General features: G+C 34.0%; 16 protein-coding genes. 9 read left to right on the top strand and 7 right to left on the bottom strand.

Annotated elements, in window-relative coordinates; genetic code table 11:
* Window positions 1–460: 460 nt before the first annotated feature.
* Window positions 461–1,348 (bottom strand): serine O-acetyltransferase EpsC, encoded by an 888-nt coding sequence (gene epsC / locus JOD29_RS03145; RefSeq protein ID WP_124761495.1) that lies wholly within the window; start codon window positions 1,346–1,348, stop codon window positions 461–463.
* A 323-nt stretch (window positions 1,349–1,671) separates the two neighbouring features.
* Window positions 1,672–2,919: an MFS transporter gene (locus JOD29_RS03140; protein WP_124761497.1), complete on the bottom strand. Its 1,248-nt coding sequence runs from the start codon at window positions 2,917–2,919 to the stop codon at window positions 1,672–1,674.
* Window positions 2,920–3,432: 513 nt separating this feature from the next.
* Between JOD29_RS03140 and JOD29_RS03135 the strand changes: the two genes are divergently transcribed.
* From JOD29_RS03135 to JOD29_RS03120, 4 genes are all read left to right on the top strand, one after another.
* Complete coding sequence (locus JOD29_RS03135) at window positions 3,433–3,843, top strand: MerR family transcriptional regulator (RefSeq protein WP_124761499.1); 411 nt, start codon at window positions 3,433–3,435, stop codon at window positions 3,841–3,843.
* Between the two features lie 36 nt (window positions 3,844–3,879).
* A complete protein-coding gene (locus JOD29_RS03130) occupies window positions 3,880–5,190 on the top strand; it encodes a hemolysin family protein (RefSeq protein WP_124761501.1) in 1,311 nt (436 codons plus the stop codon).
* A gap of 319 nt (window positions 5,191–5,509) precedes the next feature.
* On the top strand, window positions 5,510–5,692 hold the full coding sequence (locus JOD29_RS03125; RefSeq protein ID WP_124761503.1) for a hypothetical protein: 183 nt from the start codon (window positions 5,510–5,512) through the stop codon (window positions 5,690–5,692).
* A gap of 283 nt (window positions 5,693–5,975) precedes the next feature.
* A complete protein-coding gene (locus tag JOD29_RS03120; RefSeq protein ID WP_124761505.1) occupies window positions 5,976–6,128 on the top strand; it encodes a BH0509 family protein in 153 nt (50 codons plus the stop codon).
* Between the two features lie 133 nt (window positions 6,129–6,261).
* Here JOD29_RS03120 and JOD29_RS03115 read toward each other — a convergent pair whose 3' ends face one another.
* From JOD29_RS03115 to JOD29_RS03095, 5 genes are all read right to left on the bottom strand, one after another.
* Entirely contained in the window at window positions 6,262–7,806 is a 1,545-nt protein-coding gene (locus JOD29_RS03115; RefSeq protein WP_239585523.1) for a histidine kinase N-terminal 7TM domain-containing diguanylate cyclase, read from the bottom strand.
* Window positions 7,807–8,394: 588 nt separating this feature from the next.
* Window positions 8,395–8,763: a YhjD family protein gene (locus tag JOD29_RS03110; RefSeq protein WP_124761509.1), complete on the bottom strand. Its 369-nt coding sequence runs from the start codon at window positions 8,761–8,763 to the stop codon at window positions 8,395–8,397.
* Window positions 8,764–8,903: 140 nt separating this feature from the next.
* Window positions 8,904–9,575: a protein kinase family protein gene (locus tag JOD29_RS03105; RefSeq protein ID WP_124761511.1), complete on the bottom strand. Its 672-nt coding sequence runs from the start codon at window positions 9,573–9,575 to the stop codon at window positions 8,904–8,906.
* A gap of 210 nt (window positions 9,576–9,785) precedes the next feature.
* The gene (locus tag JOD29_RS03100) at window positions 9,786–10,034 is read right to left on the bottom strand and encodes a TetR/AcrR family transcriptional regulator (protein ID WP_240033578.1); all 249 of its coding nucleotides are present in this window, start codon (window positions 10,032–10,034) and stop codon (window positions 9,786–9,788) included.
* 397 nt (window positions 10,035–10,431) lie between these two features.
* Complete coding sequence (locus JOD29_RS03095; protein ID WP_124761513.1) at window positions 10,432–11,934, bottom strand: malate:quinone oxidoreductase; 1,503 nt, start codon at window positions 11,932–11,934, stop codon at window positions 10,432–10,434.
* Between the two features lie 1,078 nt (window positions 11,935–13,012).
* On the opposite strand from JOD29_RS03095, the gene JOD29_RS03090 reads away from it, so the two are divergent.
* The 5 genes from JOD29_RS03090 to qoxD all read left to right on the top strand — a co-directional run bounded on the left by JOD29_RS03090 (window position 13,013) and on the right by qoxD (window position 18,345).
* On the top strand, window positions 13,013–13,972 hold the full coding sequence (locus JOD29_RS03090) for an aldolase catalytic domain-containing protein (protein WP_124761515.1): 960 nt from the start codon (window positions 13,013–13,015) through the stop codon (window positions 13,970–13,972).
* A gap of 596 nt (window positions 13,973–14,568) precedes the next feature.
* A complete protein-coding gene (qoxA, locus tag JOD29_RS03085; RefSeq protein ID WP_124762645.1) occupies window positions 14,569–15,462 on the top strand; it encodes a cytochrome aa3 quinol oxidase subunit II in 894 nt (297 codons plus the stop codon).
* Window positions 15,463–15,517: 55 nt separating this feature from the next.
* Window positions 15,518–17,500, top strand: coding sequence for a cytochrome aa3 quinol oxidase subunit I (gene qoxB / locus JOD29_RS03080; protein ID WP_124761517.1), 1,983 nt, complete (start codon window positions 15,518–15,520; stop codon window positions 17,498–17,500).
* Window positions 17,466–18,062, top strand: coding sequence for a cytochrome aa3 quinol oxidase subunit III (gene qoxC, locus JOD29_RS03075; protein WP_124761519.1), 597 nt, complete (start codon window positions 17,466–17,468; stop codon window positions 18,060–18,062). The genes qoxB and qoxC overlap by 35 nt, the downstream gene beginning before the upstream one ends.
* A 1-nt stretch (window position 18,063) precedes the next feature.
* Window positions 18,064–18,345: a cytochrome aa3 quinol oxidase subunit IV gene (qoxD, locus tag JOD29_RS03070; RefSeq protein WP_124761520.1), complete on the top strand. Its 282-nt coding sequence runs from the start codon at window positions 18,064–18,066 to the stop codon at window positions 18,343–18,345.
* Window positions 18,346–18,416: the final 71 nt, after the last annotated feature.

Below are 18,416 nucleotides of genomic sequence, written 5' to 3'. Positions count from 1 at the left end.
AACAAACTATACAAATTACTTCAATAATCTATGATGATTTATTTGATAATATGACCGACATTACTTTATAAGAACTTTTTAAATAGAAAAAACCTCGCACAAAAAATGCGAGGTTCATTCTAGATTAATATTAAAAACTAAGAATATTCTTACGATGATTCTAATAAAGAGATAGGCTCGTGCGGGCTAAGCACACAAGCCGCAAAGGCATGTGGTACATGTCTTTACAACTTGTCTCTGAGGCCAACACGACGTTGGTCATGAGGGCAATGCGCGCGCGTGTGGCGCTTTTGCCCTAGGCTTTATGTAAGGCCCGCTCACATTTTATATGTCCTTCTAAACTTTCCGGATAGATTACGCGGCTTACAGTGGTAGGCCGCGCTTACTAAGAAAGGCTAACTTTTTCTCTTATTGTATTAACTAAAATCTTTTGAAATTTTAATAACCTATGTTGTGGCAATTAATCATTTTTAATTTTTGGAGAAGGCTGTGATTGGTAGACGCGTGAGTTTGGTGGTACGGATTGAGTCAACCAGATATTCCCGCCAATCGTAGAATTACGTCCAATTTTTGTGTCTCCACCAAGGATTGTTGCACCAGCATAGATCACAACATGATCCTCAATATCAGGGTGGCGCTTGATTCCTTTAATTGGGTTACCTTGCTCATCAAGTGGGAAACTTTTCGCTCCTAATGTAACCCCTTGATAAATTTTCACATGTTTCCCGATTGTACATGTCTCCCCAATTACCACACCAGTACCATGGTCAATAAAGAAATATTCCCCTATTGTCGCACCAGGATGAATATCGATTCCCGTTTTTTGATGTGCAAATTCGTTCATAATTCTTGGGATGATTGGCACTCCTGATTTATAAAGTTCGTGCGCAATTCTATGTATGCTGATTGCTTGAATCGATGGATAACTAAAAAGTATTTCTTCTGTTGAAGTTGTAGCAGGGTCCCCATCATAGGCAGCCTGAATATCAGTTTGAATCATTCTACGTATTTCCGGAAATTTATTAATTAAATTGATGACAATTTCATCTGCATTTAATTGGCTATCACTAGAATTAGTAAATAGTACTTTTTCAATAATATCTCTTAAATCTAAAGCAGAAGTTCTTAATTTATTGCCAATCATGATATTTATGCGTGTTTCATCACTTGAGAAACGATCACATAAACATGGGAAAAGTGCCGAACGGAAATTTTGAAGAATCTTGTATATTCTTTCTACCCCTTCAAACCCGATTGTTCTTTCAATCGAATAATATTCTTTATGCACATCTTCTAATGATTTTGCGATGGTAGGAATTTCATTATTTAACCATTCGTTTAATTTCATAACTGTTCACCTCATTAAAATTGTAACAATCTTTTCTGGGACGAGTAACCGCAGTAGTTTTCATTACTTGAAACGCCTATATGGACTATTATAGTATTATTTGAATGAAGAAAATCAAATATTATATCTTATAATATTATTACCTATATTCTTTAAAATTGATAGTGTTATGTATTACATAAACTTGTAAGATCTTAACATCATTGAACGAACTTGTAAACGCTATACTCCTTCAACAGAGGGAAAAAACAAAACTTTATAGTAGCTCTCTTCTAGGTAATCCTTCCATCATAATGGAATCTCCTTTTTAAATAGGAAGCCACTTAAATTGTTTCTTCTTTTGATTCTTTTATTAAGAAGACACCAATTATACCCATAAAAGAAAATAGCAAAGGGATGATCAGCCCAAAATGATAGCCAAGTGAGAGGGCGTCTGGGAATAAATCAAGGACATTTCCGAAAAGAATCGGCAATAACACCGCGCTCAAGAATCCACCCGTATTTGCAAACCCTGTTACTACTCCAACTTCTGCTAATGGAAATGATTTTCGTACCACAGCAAACGTCAAAGCACTTGTGCCATTTCCAAAACCTATAATAAACAGCAGAATAACTACTATTATAAAAGAAGGTTTGATACCTAACATAAACATCCCAATCCAACTGGCAAAAACAATGAGATGGACAACGGAATAGATTTTTTTAATAGACTCAACTCGTTTAGTAATCCAACTAATTGAAAGTCCACCAAGGATTGCTCCAAAAAGACCATACATCATTAGTTGACTTGCTTCTAAACGAGATATTTCAAACACTTGTATTCCGTAAGGCACACCCCACGATCCAATAAATCCAATATACGCCCCTACTAATCCAAAATGACAAAGGAATGTTGCCCATGCCTGGCGCGAATAAACGGTTCTTCGTAAAATGAGCCAAAAACTTTCTCGAACAGGATTAGAAGTTTTCTTCGTTTCGGTATCATCGACAAAGATTTTTTTAGGCTTCACTACCAAAACAGTATATAAAAGATAGCTTCCTAATATTAAAATAATGGCAATTGTTAGGAAGGGTGTTCTCCAACCTGAAAATGAGATCCAAGTAGATAATGGGACCGTAGCAGTTAATGAACCAACACTCGCAACAAGCGAAACAACCCCCATCAATCTGATAAATTCTTGGGCTTTAAACCATTGACTTAAAATTAACACAAGGTTCACAAAAATCATGGAGTCCCCTATGCCTACGATTAGGCGAGAGGAAATTAATACGAATTCATTTGGTGCAAGACTAAAGAGTAAACTTCCAATCCCATTAAGCAGTGTCCCCAAAATGAGAAAGCGGTTGGGTCCATATCGGTCAGATAAAAGACCAATAGGAATTTGCAGCCCTGCATACGCAAAAAATTGAAAACTACTCATTAGCCCAATAATTGTTGCCTTCACATGAAAATCGCTCATTAATTGGTCCGTAATGATCCCTGGAGCAGTTCTCTGGCTAATAATGATAAAATAAGCAAACAAGGCAGTAGCCAGTACGACCCATCGATAACGACTTTCCTGTTTATTCATCTCTATGTATCCTCTTTCATATAAAAATATAAAGCATTCCGTTCAAAAACAAACAGAGTAGCGTTCATTCACTGCACCTAAAGAATACCATTTCTCCCCTAATCATTGGTATAGGTAAATAGAAATTACAAATAAAAATCAAGTTGTTTTTAACGACCATTTTCTTCATCATATGCATGTATTTGATAAGTTACAACAAAATCTCTGTTCTTTCTCTTTTCTTTAATATGATGGTATTCCAGTAGAAAATACAAAAGACCATTTCCTTGTGTTAAGTGTTACCAGCACCTAACGGAAACGGTCTTTCATTTCGAATCGCTTGTATTCTTATGTTATTTTACAATAATTTTAAGCATTTGTACACCCCCATTCTCAAACTTTTTTTATCTCCCTTACACATCCATCACGCTAAACCAACTACTACAATTCTATATAATTATTTAAATCACTAGATTAATTGTAAATAATCATATTTTCATATATAATAAAACTATCACGTGATAGTTTGGAGGGATGAACGTTGGGAACGAGAAACTAAAAATTGGTGAATTAGCAGAAGTAACAGGTATTACAAAACGAACGATTGATTATTACACGAATCTTGGTCTATTAAAAGCCGAACGTTCTACTTCGAACTATCGGTTTTACACATCAGAGACAATCGAACAACTTCACAAAATTGAAGAGATGAAAGCGTCCGGCATGAGTTTACAAGACATAAAAAAGTCGATTAAACAAGAAAATAAATATGAAGAAATTGACCTTCATGAAATTCGTCTACACATGCAAACTCTAAAAAATGAAATTTCTACTTTACTAGATCAAATGCAACAACAAGAACAAACAACACAAACATCGATTAAAAATAAAGTTTCATCCGAAAGTGTTGCTTTAATGCAAACACTATTATTATTGATAACCTAGGAGGTGAAGTCTTACTTTTTTAAGTAAGACATTTAGTTGACCGCAATAAATTTAACGATTTTTATTGTTTTAATCGCATTAACTGCATTTTTCGTTGCAACGGAATTTGCTATTGTAAAAGTAAGACAATCTAAAATAGATCAGTTAGTCGCTGAAGGAAAAAAAGGTGCTCTAGCCGCCAAACATGTTACAACTCATTTAGATGAATACCTGTCAGCCTGTCAATTAGGTATTACTGTAACAGCTCTTGGTATTGGTATGGTTGGTGAATCTACCTTTGAATTTATTTTACATCCTGCTTTTGAAGCAATCGGGATTCCTTCTGACTATGTTCACTTCTTTACAATTGGGGCTGCTTTTGTTATCGCGACATTTTTACACGTTGTAGTGGGTGAACTGGCTCCAAAAACAGCTGCGATCCAAAAATCTGAAACGATCACCCTTTTATTTGCAAAACCAATTATGATTTTCTATAAACTTTTATATCCATTTATCTGGTTCTTGAATGGTTCTGCACGTATCTTAGTTGGATTATTTGGCATGAAACCTGCTTCTGAACATGAGCTTTCTCACACAGAAGAAGAATTACGATTATTATTAACGGAAAGCTATAAAAGCGGCGAAATTAACCAAAATGAATTAAAATATGTAAACAACGTATTTGAATTTGATGATCGAATCGCCCGTGAAATCATGGTGCCTCGTACGGAGATTGTAGGATTTGAAAAACATATAACATTTAATGAAGTGTTAACAACAATCGAAGAAGAACGCTATACACGTTACCCTGTTTACGAAGAAGACCGAGATAATATTATCGGGTTTATCAATATAAAAGATTTCCTAACACAAGGCATCAATAATCGAATTTCAGCTGATACCTTTAAATTAGATCATTTCATGAATCCTGTCATAAAAGTACTTGAAACAACACCGATTCAAGTTTTATTAACAAAAATGCAAAAAGAACGTACACATATTGCTATTTTATTAGATGAATACGGCGGAACTTCTGGTTTAGTGACTGTTGAAGACATTTTAGAAGAATTAGTCGGCGAAATTCGAGACGAGTTTGATGATGATGAAATAGCTCAGATCCGAAAAGTAAAAGCTGGCCATTATATCATTCATGCAAAAGTATTATTAGAGGATGTTGCCACACTTCTAAATGTTCCATTAGAAAATCCAGATGTTGATACAATCGGTGGATGGTACTTCACTCAAGATATGGAATTAAACCAAGAAAATGTTATTGAATTTGAAGGCTATACGTTCTCTATTTTCGAAAAGGAAGACCACCATTTACAATTTATCGAAATCAAACAGAATGCAAATGTAGTGGTTTAGTTTAATACAAGTGAGCATCTCCATTAACGTGGGATGCTCTTTTTTTACACCTCTTCATAGAAGGTTTTTGATGAAGCGAATCATCATTCTCGGTATGAAAAGTAAGAGGTTGAATATCAACTCAAGAAAAATTGAATTTCTAATCTCAAACATAAGTTCTTTAAAGAATCCGTGCTTTCTCTCCCGTTTTTTCTTTTCCATCTATACAGCTTCCACTCACTTAGATATTTGTTCCCAATAATACTACACTAAAAGTCTGTTTATTTTGTACATAAACAAGAGGAAAATACTCATATTAGACATGAGAGGAGATGAATATATGAGAAATAATGAAAAAAAGGGAAAGAAAAGTCCAATTGATGTATCTAATGATGATATCCGTTATTCCAAAAATGAAGAGTTTGGATTAATAACAGTTTCTCACCCGGACAAAAATAATTCTCCAAAATTATCGGTAGAGGAAGCTATGAAAAAAATGAACAACAATCAGGGTGGACGTTAAAAATCCACTTTGATTCGTTAGTTCGTGGTTATAACATAAAGGTTAAAATGGATGTATTTAAACGGTGAGTGCTTCATGTACTCATCTTTTTTCATGCCCTCAACTTTTACGATTTCATTTCTTTTCGAACCACTTCCATCCCTTATCACCTTATTACCTGATCACCCCATTCATTTCCTACCTATGTAATTAAAAGAAAACATTTTATTAATTGGGCTTTTATCTGTTATACATCAGTTTACAAATGAATATATTGTTATATATCAATTAAGGGGATGAGAAAATGTTTTCAGAAAAAGAGCGAAAAAACATGATTCAGTTTTTAGTAATGTATTTTGGTGTGGACCTTATTCAGTTAGCAAATTTAAGCGACCGTATGTTAGAAGCTACATACGAATTTGCCTATAGAAGAAAAGAAATGGAAAGTGATTTTTAATAAAGGAAAATTCGATTTTATTTGCATTAAAAGGGAGTCGTTTCAACAATAGAAACGACTCCTTTAATTTATTTAATTGCCCTGTTCACGTTTTACAACATAAATAAACAACGTCTGGAGGCAGTTTTCTTCCTTATTTGAACTGCATGTTTTCCTTAAATACTTGAACTCTATTTCTTCCATCTCTCTTTGCTTCATAAAGGGCTTCATCAGCGTTCCGTATCGCCAGTTTAATAGCTTCCTGTTGGTTGGCTAATGTTACCTGTACTTGTGCGACCCCAAAACTAGCTGTTACACTAACATTATAGAAGTCATGATTACGGATGAAACTTTCTGAGATTTTAATTCTAATAGTATTCGTAATTTCAAACGCTTCATCTACATTCATATCAAATAATAGAACTATAAACTCTTCCCCACCATAACGACCAATTAAATCTTGTGGTCTTAAACAGTCCTTTACTAACTCGGCGATATGACTGAGGACTAAATCTCCTGTTTCATGTCCGTATGTATCATTAATTTTTTTAAAATGATCGATATCGAACAAAACTAAGCAAGCATTACGTTCTTTTCTTCCCTTTGAATCTAATTTTCTATTTGATTGTTCTAAAAAGTAAGTCCTATTATAAATTTTAGTTAACCCATCATAACTCGCAAGTTGCTTGAGCTTTTCTTGCAATTCTACTCTCTCGGTGATATTCACAAAAGTGATAATCGTCCCTATATTTGTACCATTCCCATTTACAACTTGTGAAAAACGAACTTGATAGTGTGCAATTTGAGTGCCTTTTACGCACTCATAGTCGCAGTCCATTCCAAGAATAATGAGTTCTCTAAGTTTTTCATCCTCATTTAACACCATTCCTATTGGTTTTCCTAAAGAAAACGTATTTAACATAGGCATTACTTTTTGAATGGACTTATTGTAATCGACAATAGTTCCATTTTGATCTAACACAATGACTCCTTCATTCATGCTTTCAAATACCTTTTCCCTGGCTATTGGCAGTACATTAAACATTTGAAAAGTAAATAATGCTATGCCGTGAAGGATAAAAGAAAGACTCATCGATACTGGACCTAAGTCTATTCCAAAGGGGCTTAAATCGTTTAAATAAAAGTGGTTTGCAGCGATTGGTACAAATAACCCTGCAACCATTGTTAAGATTTGCAATTTAAAACGAAACAATGACTTTTTTAATTGCAATAATAAGATGATCATACTAATTGAAAGACAAATGAATAGATATAGTGAATGAACATAAAAAAATGGGCCATATTCCATATCTGCAATTGGAAAAGGTGTGTCAGTTCGCAATCGAACAGATACATAATATAGATGATGAAGCTCATTCGTATGATGCGTAAACACCGTGATCAAAGGTATGCCAAACAGCGCATAATAAAATTTTTGTTTTAGTTTAACACCAACATATTCAAAACACATTAACAAAGTAAAAGCTGGAATAAATGGCATAACAAAATACTCTATGCCTAACCAAAAGTTAATCTCTTGCAATGTAGAACTAGACAATTCAAATGCATAAGAAAAAGTAAATATTGCCGATAGAAATGTAACAATAATATAGTGTCTTGCACCAGGCGAATCTTTAAGTTTTAAATAGGAGAATAGACATATTATAAGACTTAGAACACCTGCAAAAACAATAATCAAAATATAACTCCGCAATTCTTCGATCATATATTCTCCAAGTAATAAAAACAGTTTTAATCTATTATATAATTGTTTTTCATAAAATGTAATTTAAAATAATCACAATACACCATTTTATCTCTAATTCGAATATATCTCGTATTTAGATAAATTTAATCTCTTCTCTGACTAGATTATATAAATTCAATAAAGTATAATAAATTTAGTTGAAGTGCTACACTTCAACTAAAAGGCTCCGCCAAGCCTTTCCGCCTTTTTAATTAGTGATGATTTTAAATAGAAAAACCTCTCCTTGCCATTGGAGAGGTTTTTCCTTTATTAGGAACCAATCTCATTTTTAGAATGATTCACATAAAAGTCAAAAAAGCTAACTTAGTTTAAAAAGCAAAAATTGAACGTTTTTATCTAAATTTCGAAAATAAATTCGTTCATCCAAAGAATTTTAGTTAAACTTCCAAATATTTATACCGTTCATTACACTTTTCAATTTGGCTTAATGCTATTTCAATTTCTTTTTTTGAGTGATTTTTAAGTAAGGTCATCATTTGTTTTTTCTCTTCTGCGGAGAGCGACTTAGTTGTTCGGTGTTTACCCACATTCCACTTTCCCTTCCATTGATTGCCACGTAAGTTTTAACTTCCGCTCAACTTGTGTTTTTAATGTATCTCCATGGTAATGAAAAGGAACTACATCTCCCCTACACACAAAACTATATAAACAATCGTTAATACCAGTACGAAGGTACTTTTCAAATTTCACACCGTGTTTGTAGAGCAATTTTGTGACTAGTTTAAATTCTTTTTTTAATATTTCTAATTGTTGATCGCAGAAAGTTATATATGGTCGTTTTACTTTAAATGATTCAAATAGCTTTTTATCATGCTGTGTTGATTTAATGGCTAATTCCAGAATGACGTACAGATGAATATTTAATTTTATTTCATCCGTTATATTCATAATCCTCACTCACTTTTCGTTTGATCTTATATTTATTATAAGAACAAATGTTCCGTTTTACAAGTAGAAGATGATTATTTATTAATTCTTTTTGTGTAAACTTAAAAAGCATGTTTTGAATTAATCAAAACATGCTTCTCCTATTTTTTACATAGAAATTTCAAAATAATTTTTGTAAACTCCTCGAATTTAAATTGATTAGTTTGCTGATTATACCACTTTCGAACTGTTTCTACTAACCAAAACGGAACTGTTTTTCCATCTATTAAATGATAGTATTGCTCGTAGCCTTTTTTTAAATGCTCCCACCGAAAATCATTTCCCGGCATTACGTATTCCGAGACATCAAGTAATTTCGCTCTTCCGTCTTGTAATAAGATATTTTTTAAATGGATATCCCTTGGGTTAAGTCCCTTTGAACGAACATAATCCCGTGCAATTTCCACATCACTTATTACCTGTTCCGGAATATGAATACCTTGTAGTATGCAGTCAAATAATGTTTTCCCTTCCTCGTAGTTTAAGACGAGGTATTTGTCTGTAGCAGCAAAGCATGCTGAAAAATAAGGTGAGCCTTCTATTTTACTATAAACATTTGCCTCAATTTCCACTTTGTCTCTTTTATCCTCAGCATATAATTTAAATGCATAAGTCGGGGCAGATTGAGATTGAAAAACAGCCGCATCAGTTCCCACCCCAATACATTTCAAACCTTCAACGTCACCATATATGGAAACAGGCTCATTATTTGGATTTGATGTAACGGTTATTTTAGAAAGTGAAGAAATAGCTATGTCCCAGTCATAATTCATTTAATCTTCCTTTCAAAGTAACATCTTGTTGAAATGTACAAAGAGCGAATATAGAAATTTATGAACCATTTGCCGATTTTATAGAAGATGAAATATAAGTGTTTTCCCTGGTGCCATACCGAATTGTATGAAAATAACTCATTCAATGTGCATAACAATTCTTTATTTTTTTCAACTTCATACTTTTAACATAAAACTAGATTCAAAGCACTATTTGTTCGCTTTAATAATCTTTAGTAATTCTCTTGATACTACTCTTAGGGGGTGTATGGCTTTTTGAGTTAAGCTATGCATCATTGCTCCTTCAATCATTGCACTAGTTGCTTCTTCGGTAGTTGGATTTTCGTTAAAAATCCCTTCAATATCTATTGTAATCGCATCATTTAAAGAATCGAGATATGCAATAAGTAATTCTTCTTTTCCATTCGGAAAGTGATGATAGAGGGACCCTTTTGAAATATTACATACCTTTAGATTTCGTTTAATCCTACACCTAAATACCCCTTTTGTTGAAAAAGTCTTGTTGCAATCTGAATGATTAATGATTTAGTGTCCACACCAATCGTCTCCTTTCTCCTACCGACTGGTCTACTATATCAAAAGCAAATTCTTCACGAGAACCAACATAGCTCTAAATATTTTAAACAAAAAAGTTTAATTTTTTCTAAGAATGGACCTTTTCCATTCATAGAACTTTTTTAAACTAATATACCTTAATTGTAACATTTCATAGGGAACGTACGTTAACGCTTAACTCTGTGTTTTACTAAAGACATAATTTAAATATTAAAAAAGTGCATAAAAAAGAACCTTCAATCCAAAATAAATTGAAGGTTCTTGATATATCTAGTAAAAATTAGCTATGAACTTCCTCTTTTTTAGCTAAACCAAGAGTCTCTGAAGTTGAAGTAAAGACTTTTTCATATAAATCTGGGTTTTCTAATAAAGATTTACCATAAGACGGAATCATTTCTTTAATTTTTGGTTCCCAAGCTTTCATTTCTTGTGGGAAACATTTATTCATTACTTGAAGCATTACGTGAACAGCAGTTGAAGCACCAGGTGAAGCACCTAATAATGCTGCAATTGATCCGTCAGCTGCGCTAACAACCTCTGTACCGAATTGAAGCGTACCTTTACCACCAGCTTCAGTATCTTTAATTACTTGTACACGTTGACCTGCTACTACGATATCCCAATCATCGCTTTCAGCATTTGGGATAAATTCGCGTAATTCTTCCATACGTTGTTCTTTAGAAAGTAGAACTTGTTGAATTAAATATTTAGTTAATGCCATCTCTTTAACACCAGCCGCTAACAATGTCGTAATGTTATGCGGTTTTACAGTAGAGATTAAATCCATATTTGAACCTGTTTTTAGGAACTTAGGTGAGAAACCAGCAAACGGTCCGAATAGTAATGATTTTTTGTTGTCGATAAAGCGAGTGTCAAGATGCGGAACTGACATTGGTGGTGCACCAACTTTTGCTTTTCCGTATACTTTCGCATGATGTTTCTCAACAACTTCTTGATTTTTACAAACCATGAATAAACCGCTTACAGGGAATCCTCCAATATGTTTACCTTCAGGAATACCTGATTTTTGAAGTAACTCTAAGCTTCCTCCACCTGCACCAAGGAAGACGAATTTTGACTCATAGTATTTTGCTTTACAGCCAACAAGATCATTTACTTTAACTTGCCATAAGCCTTCTTTTGTACGTTTAACATCATAAACACTATGTTTATAGTTAATTTCAACGCCTTTAGACTCTAAATGGTCAATCAACATACGAGTTAAAGCACCAAAGTTAACATCTGTACCATACTCAACTTTTGTTGCTGCGATTGGTTCATTATCTGTACGACCTTCCATAATTAACGGGAACCATTCCATTAATTTTTTAGGGTCTTCAGTAAATTCCATACCTTTAAATAAAAGGTTTTTAGATAACGCTTCATAACGTTTCTTTAGGAAGTTCACATTATTAGAACCTTGCACCATACTCATGTGAGGTATTGGCATGATAAAATCTTGTGGATTTTGTATCAGCTTACGGTCAACTAAATAAGACCAAAATTGTCTTGATAGGTGGAACTGTTCGTTAATATTAATCGCTTTTTTAATATCAATTGAACCATCTGATTTTTCAGATGTATAGTTTAGTTCACATAGTGCTGAATGCCCTGTACCTGCATTATTCCACTCATTAGAACTTTCTTCTCCAGCTTTCTCAAGGCCTTCGAATACTTTAATTTCCCATTCAGGTTTTAACTCTTTAAGTAGTGTACCTAATGTAGCACTCATAATTCCAGCGCCAATTAAAATAACGTCTGTTTTAATTACTCTGTCGCTCATCTATACCAACCTTTTCCCCTAATATTTGCAAAAAAGATGCCGTGTACTTCTTAGGCATTTAATAACTTCACAAGACCTAGTCACTCAACTTTTTTGTAATAGTAATAATCATAGCGTATCTATTATATTACAATTATTTATAGATTCAACTATCTACTATTATATCATACTTAAATATTTTAATGTGTCGTAATACATCTATTATTATATCATAAAGCGATTACGTTCATATAACACAATGTTAAGAGTTTTTGGAGAACATTGCTATCTTTTGATGGATTTTACTATCAATTAATAAGATTATAGAGTTGAATATGTCATACTCATAAAAGTATCCTCCCATAGTAACAACTTCCAATCTAGCAAACCTTTCATTGAAAAAGGCCCCTATTAGTTTATAAAGTATTCCTATTAATAAATCAACATTTTTTTCAATAAATCGACACATATAGTGAAAATGTAGATAATATAGTTACTTAAATAGAATGGGAATCATTAAAGAAAGAATATGTAAGTTCAATACCTCAAGTTGTCTCCTAATACTCAATGATACCCCTCTCTAAATTAACAAATACATTTACAGCCACTTTGCCAGATTCAGTCAATATGTAAAGTTGATCAAGTTAAGTGGATTTAATGATCTCAATTGTATATTCTCTCAGATTCCAATCCAACTAATACTCTTTAATCGATAAAAAATAACACCTAAAATTGACAACGCTTTCATTTTTATAAGAAACACATCAAATTTATGATGAAAACCTTCTATTATATAGCTTTATTTTTTGAGTAATGAACTAATTATTCTGTAAATTTTTATCTTCTATTTTTTAAAATTAGGTTTGTGATTATCTATGTTAATTACGTTTGAAATTTTACCTGTGGTGAATACTAACTCGAAGTTTAACGAAATTAAATACGATAGTCTTTGAAAATACTTTAAAGATATGACATAATTTATTTAATTTAAGAAATGTCATAAAATTCTTACCCTTTTCCCAATTAAATCTCTATTTAATTAATTTAAAAAGCTAAACTATAGGAAAAGACGTAAAAATTAAAGGAGGATTTACTTATCATGGAAAATAATAAAAAAATTATTGACTGTACCATCCGTGACGGTGGTTTAGTAAACAATTGGGACTTTAGTGTTGAATTTGTTCAAGACCTATATAATTCCCTAAGCGATGCTGGTGTAGAATACATGGAGATCGGTTATAAAAATTCTGCAAAACTTTTAAATGCAACTGAACCAAATCATTGGAGATTTCTTGATGATCAATTTCTTAAAAAAATCATCCCAGAGAAAAAGTACACAAAATTATCCGCTTTAGTAGATATTGGACGTGTCGATCCGAACGACATTTTACCACGTGAAGAAAGTTTACTAGATATGATTCGTGTTGCATGTTATATCCGCGAAGTCGATAAAGGTTTAGAACTAATTCAAATGTTCCATGAATTAGGATATGAAACATCACTAAATATCATGGCTTTATCTAGTGTGCCAGAACATCAACTAATTGAAGCGTTTGATATGGTAAATAGTAGCCCAGTCGATGTTGTATATATTGTAGATTCTTTTGGAAGTCTAGATCCTGATAATATTGAACACCAAGTGAAAAAGTTCCAATCACTACTTCCAAATAAACAGCTTGGAATTCATACGCATAACAACATGCAATTAGCTTTCGCTAATACATTAACTGCAATTCGAAATGGTGTTACATTCATGGACTCCTCTGTATATGGTATGGGTCGCGCTGCAGGTAATTGTCACACTGAACTTCTTGTAAGTTATGTACAAAAAACAAGTTATGAGCTAAAACCTGTTCTTGGCTTCATCGAAAAACACATGTTAGAAATGCGTGAAAATTGGGAATGGGGTTATATTATTCCCTACATGATTTCAGGTGTACTAAATGAACACCCACGTGTTGCAATGGCATATCGTAATAGTCCAGAACGCGATCAATTCGTCAACTTTTACGACAAGGTGACAACACCGGAAGCATCTATATCGCCAAATTTAAAATAACATTTTACATTTAATAAATTTAAGGGGCGTCCTAATAATTAGGATGCCTTTTATTCTTGTCTCGCTTTAGTATTTAGTAATATGTGCCCTTTCCTCTTCGTTTTACCCCAACACCTGTTATAAATGGAAATCAAGTGTTCACTTTCTCTAAATGTTTTACATCTCCTTTCTACATCAAACTAGTCCTTAAAAAGCAAAAATGCGTAGATTTCGTGCAATAGTGATGACCTTTTCTTAAAGTTGCCTTAAATTTTCTCACTATCGTATATTTGAGTTTTTTTCTTTACTTTTTCAAAAAAACTTTGATAGAAACCATCAAAATTATTATTTTCCACGATAAATGTAAGCATTTTCATTTAAAATTTCTATAAGATTCCAATTGTGGATTGAAACTAGCTAAATAGTGAACACTTCGTGAAAAACCTATGACTAGTTGGTGAACCTTTTGTGAATTCGACAAATTTTACTCTCATTTTCATAGTGAAAACATTACAATAGCAATATAGCGTTGAGGGAATGTCATTTGATGATGTTCTTTCAATTTATAAGGAAGGTGTATAATCTTGTTAAGAAAAAAGTGGACATTTTTAGCGTCCATGATGGCACTTGTTCTGATTCTATCAGGCTGTGAACCTCTATTAGTTTTAGATCCTAAAGGACCACAGGCTGAACGCCAAGCAAGTGACATTATGTTGTCGATTGGTATCATGTCATTCATTGTTATTGTTGTTATGGTAATTTTGGCAGTCATATTATTCAAATATCGCGCTTCAAAATTACCTGACGATTATGAACCACCTCATATTGAGGGTAATCACATAGTAGAAGCAATTTGTGTAGGTATTCCAGTATTAATTGTTGCTTACTTATCATTTGTTTCTGTACAAAGTAACTATATTGTTGAGTCAGCACCTGTAGGTTATGAAGAACAAGAACCTTTAGTTGTTTATGCGTCTTCATCTGACTGGAAATGGCATTTTAGTTATCCAGAAGAAGGAATTGAGACAGTAAACTATTTATATGTTCCAACTGATCGCCCATTAGAATTCAAACTTTATTCATACGGGCCAATCACAAGTTTCTGGATTCCACAACTTGGTGGACAAAAATATGCGATGGCAGACATGGTGACTACTTTACACTTAGCAGCTGACGAACCAGGTGAAATGCTTGGACGAAATGCTAACTTCAGTGGTAAAGGCTTCGCAGAAAATACATTTAATGTAACAGCAATGTCACAAGCTGATTTTGATGATTGGGTTCAAGAAGTACATGAAACTGCAGAACCACTTACAGAATCAGAATTCCAAGAATTACTTGAACCAGGTCATTTAGGACAAATGACGTTTACTGGTACTCATTTAGAGTTTAGCCCTGCTCCTGAACATAATCATGATTCAGAAACTACTGATACAGAAGCAGATCACTCAGAGCATTCATCACATGATGAAAGCCACACAAACGAAGAAACTGATCACAGCGGTCATTAATTTTAATTAACTAACTAGATTCATATATTTATGGTCTAGAAAGGAGAAATAAAGGATGGAATTCTTCCAACGATTTGCCATACCTCATCCAAGTCCAGCGATTTATGCATCAATGGTTGCTATTGCGCTAGTTTCCATCGGGATAGTTGTTGGCCTAACATATTTTAAAAAATGGGGTTATTTATGGCGTGAATGGTTAACAACTGTTGACCATAAAAAAATTGGGATTATGTACTTACTTTCTGCCCTACTAATGCTTTTCCGTGGTGGCGCAGACGCAATTATGATGCGTGCACAACTTGCTACTCCAGAAGCAAAGTTATTAGATGCACAACACTATAATGAAATCTTTACAACACACGGGGTTGTTATGATCCTGTTCATGGCGATGCCATTTATCTTTGCTTTTATGAACTTAATTGTTCCTTTACAAATTGGGGCACGTGACGTAGCGTTCCCTCGATTAAATGCACTAAGCTTCTGGTTATTCTTTGTCGGAGCGATGTTATTTAATATTTCATTCGTAATTGGTGGTTCACCAGATGCTGGTTGGACATCTTACTTCCCTCTTGCTGGGAATGATTTCAGTACTTCAGTTGGTACAAACTATTACATGTTAGCTATTCAGATTTCAGGTATTGGGTCATTAATGACAGGTATCAACTTCTGTACGACAATTTTAAAAATGCGTGCACCAGGTATGACTTTAATGAAAATGCCAATGTTTACTTGGTCTGCATTCATTGCTAACGTTATTGTAGTATTTGCATTCCCTGTTTTAACAGTTGCCCTAATCATGGGTACAGCTGACCGTTTATTTGGTGCAAACTTCTTTACTACTTCAAACGGTGGTATGGATATGCTTTGGGCGAACTTCTTCTGGGTTTGGGGACATCCAGAGGTATATATTTTAATCTTGCCTGCATTCGGTCTTTACAGTGAAATTATTTCAACGTTCTCTGGCCGTAACTTATATGGTTATAAATCAATGGTATGGTCTATGATATTAATTTCCCTACTATCATTCTTAGTATGGACTCACCACTTCTTTACAATGGGTCAAGGTGCCCTTACAAACAGTATCTTCTCTATTACAACAATGGCGATTGCTGTTCCAACAGGGGTTAAGATCTTTAACTGGTTATTTACGATGTGGAAAGGGAAAATCCGCTTTACCACTCCAATGCTTTACTCAGTAGGATTTATTCCACTATTCACAATTGGTGGGGTTACTGGGGTAATGCTTGCGATGTCAGCTGCGGACTACCAATACCACAATACAATGTTCTTGGTAGCTCACTTCCATAACACAATTATTCCTGGTGTCGTATTTGCGATGCTAGCTGGTTTAACTTATTATTGGCCAAAATTCTTTGGCTTCATGCTAAATGAAAAAATCGGTAAAACTACTTTCTGGTTTATTGCTGTAGGTTTCGTCCTTGCCTTCTTCCCAATGTATATCACTGGTTTAGATGGTCAAGCACGTCGTATGTACACTTACTCAGAATCAACAGGCTTTGGTCCATTAAACATGGTATCATTCTTCGGTGGTGCTTTAATGGCAATTGCCTTCTTATTAATCGTATATAACATTTGGTATAGTTTCAAAAATTCACCAAGAGACATCGGTAGTGACCCATGGGATGCACGTTCTTTAGAATGGGCTACTCATACACCAGTACCAGAATATAACTTTGCTCGTCTACCACAAATTAGTTCAAGCCAAGCTTTCTGGGATTCAAAGAAAAATGGTCATGTATTATTCAAAGGTGAAATCGAAGACATTCACATGCCAAATAACAGTGGCGTACCTTTCGTAATGTCTTGTATTTTCTTCGTTGCAGGATTCTCATTTGTCTTCGCACTATGGGTTCCAGCAGTGATTGCTTTAATCGGAGTTTTCGTATGTATGACTCTTCGTTCATTCGAGCAAGATCATGGATACCATATCCATGCAAAAGAAGTTAAAGAAACAGAAGCAAAATATGGGGAGGTGCTAAATAATGAAGATCGATCACGCGCAACCTCTAGAGTATAGTACTGATCAAAATCAGTTAAATATTTTAGGATTTTGGATTTTCCTTGGAGCCGAAATTATGCTGTTCGCTACATTATTTACAGCATATTTCACACTATCACATCGTACAGGTAGTGGCCCAACACCAGCAGAAATTTTTGAAATCACGCCTGTTCTTATTGAAACATTCGTGCTTTTAACAAGTAGTTTTACAATTGGTCTTGGGGTTCACGCAATGAGACTTGGACGCAAAAATGCAATGGTTACTTTCTTTGGTATTACCCTTCTTCTTGGACTATGCTTCCTTGGAGTAGAGATCTTTGAATTCATGACTTACTATCATGAAGGCGCAACATACCAAACAAGTGCCTTTACATCAGCCCTAATGACAACATTAGGAACACACGGTGCTCACGTTACACTTGGATTCTTCTGGGGATTATTCATTATTATTCAAGTAGTTAAACGTGGACTTACACCACAAACAGCAAATAAAGCATTCATCTTCTCTCTTTACTGGCATTTCTTAGATGTAGTTTGGATCTTTATCTTCAGCTTCATCTATTTGAAAGGAATGATGTAATATGAAAGAATTATTTCCTGCCAAACAGGTGATGGGCTTTGTCTTTTCATTAGTTCTAACAGTGGTTGCCCTATTTGTTTACTACACTGATATGTCATTCAAAGCTGGTATGACACTCTTGTTAGTTACAGCTTTTATCCAAGCTTTCCTACAACTTGTAGTATTCATGCACGCTGGTGAATCAAAAGATGGTAAAGCAATTTACACAAACGTACTTTATGGTGTTATCATCGCTGTTGTTACGGTATTCGGTTCATTATTAATTTTACTTTGGGATATGTAAGACAAAAAAAGCTTGAGATTCAATCTCAAGCTTTTTTTTGTTTTACTACCCTTCTTCTCAGGCATTGCCGC

This window comes from Lysinibacillus composti (assembly GCF_016908465.1).
Lineage (GTDB): Bacteria > Bacillota > Bacilli > Bacillales_A > Planococcaceae > Ureibacillus > Ureibacillus composti_A.
The sequence above is the reverse complement of the archived record's forward strand: the minus strand, read 5'-3'. Positions and strand labels throughout refer to the sequence as shown.

Bases quoted from the DNA above. Each gene is read 5' to 3' on its own strand.
- epsC (WP_124761495.1), bottom strand. From the start codon at position 1,348: ATGAAATTAAACGAATGGTTAAATAATGAAATTCCTACCATCGCAAAA.
- JOD29_RS03140 (WP_124761497.1), bottom strand. From the start codon at position 2,919: ATGAATAAACAGGAAAGTCGTTATCGATGGGTCGTACTGGCTACTGCC.
- JOD29_RS03135 (WP_124761499.1), top strand. From the start codon at position 3,433: ATGAACGTTGGGAACGAGAAACTAAAAATTGGTGAATTAGCAGAAGTA.
- JOD29_RS03125 (WP_124761503.1), top strand. From the start codon at position 5,510: ATGAGAAATAATGAAAAAAAGGGAAAGAAAAGTCCAATTGATGTATCT.
- JOD29_RS03120 (WP_124761505.1), top strand. From the start codon at position 5,976: ATGTTTTCAGAAAAAGAGCGAAAAAACATGATTCAGTTTTTAGTAATG.
- JOD29_RS03110 (WP_124761509.1), bottom strand. From the start codon at position 8,763: ATGAATATAACGGATGAAATAAAATTAAATATTCATCTGTACGTCATT.
- JOD29_RS03105 (WP_124761511.1), bottom strand. From the start codon at position 9,575: ATGAATTATGACTGGGACATAGCTATTTCTTCACTTTCTAAAATAACC.
- JOD29_RS03095 (WP_124761513.1), bottom strand. From the start codon at position 11,934: ATGAGCGACAGAGTAATTAAAACAGACGTTATTTTAATTGGCGCTGGA.
- JOD29_RS03090 (WP_124761515.1), top strand. From the start codon at position 13,013: ATGGAAAATAATAAAAAAATTATTGACTGTACCATCCGTGACGGTGGT.
- qoxA (WP_124762645.1), top strand. From the start codon at position 14,569: ATGATGGCACTTGTTCTGATTCTATCAGGCTGTGAACCTCTATTAGTT.
- qoxB (WP_124761517.1), top strand. From the start codon at position 15,518: ATGGAATTCTTCCAACGATTTGCCATACCTCATCCAAGTCCAGCGATT.
- qoxC (WP_124761519.1), top strand. From the start codon at position 17,466: ATGAAGATCGATCACGCGCAACCTCTAGAGTATAGTACTGATCAAAAT.
- qoxD (WP_124761520.1), top strand. From the start codon at position 18,064: ATGAAAGAATTATTTCCTGCCAAACAGGTGATGGGCTTTGTCTTTTCA.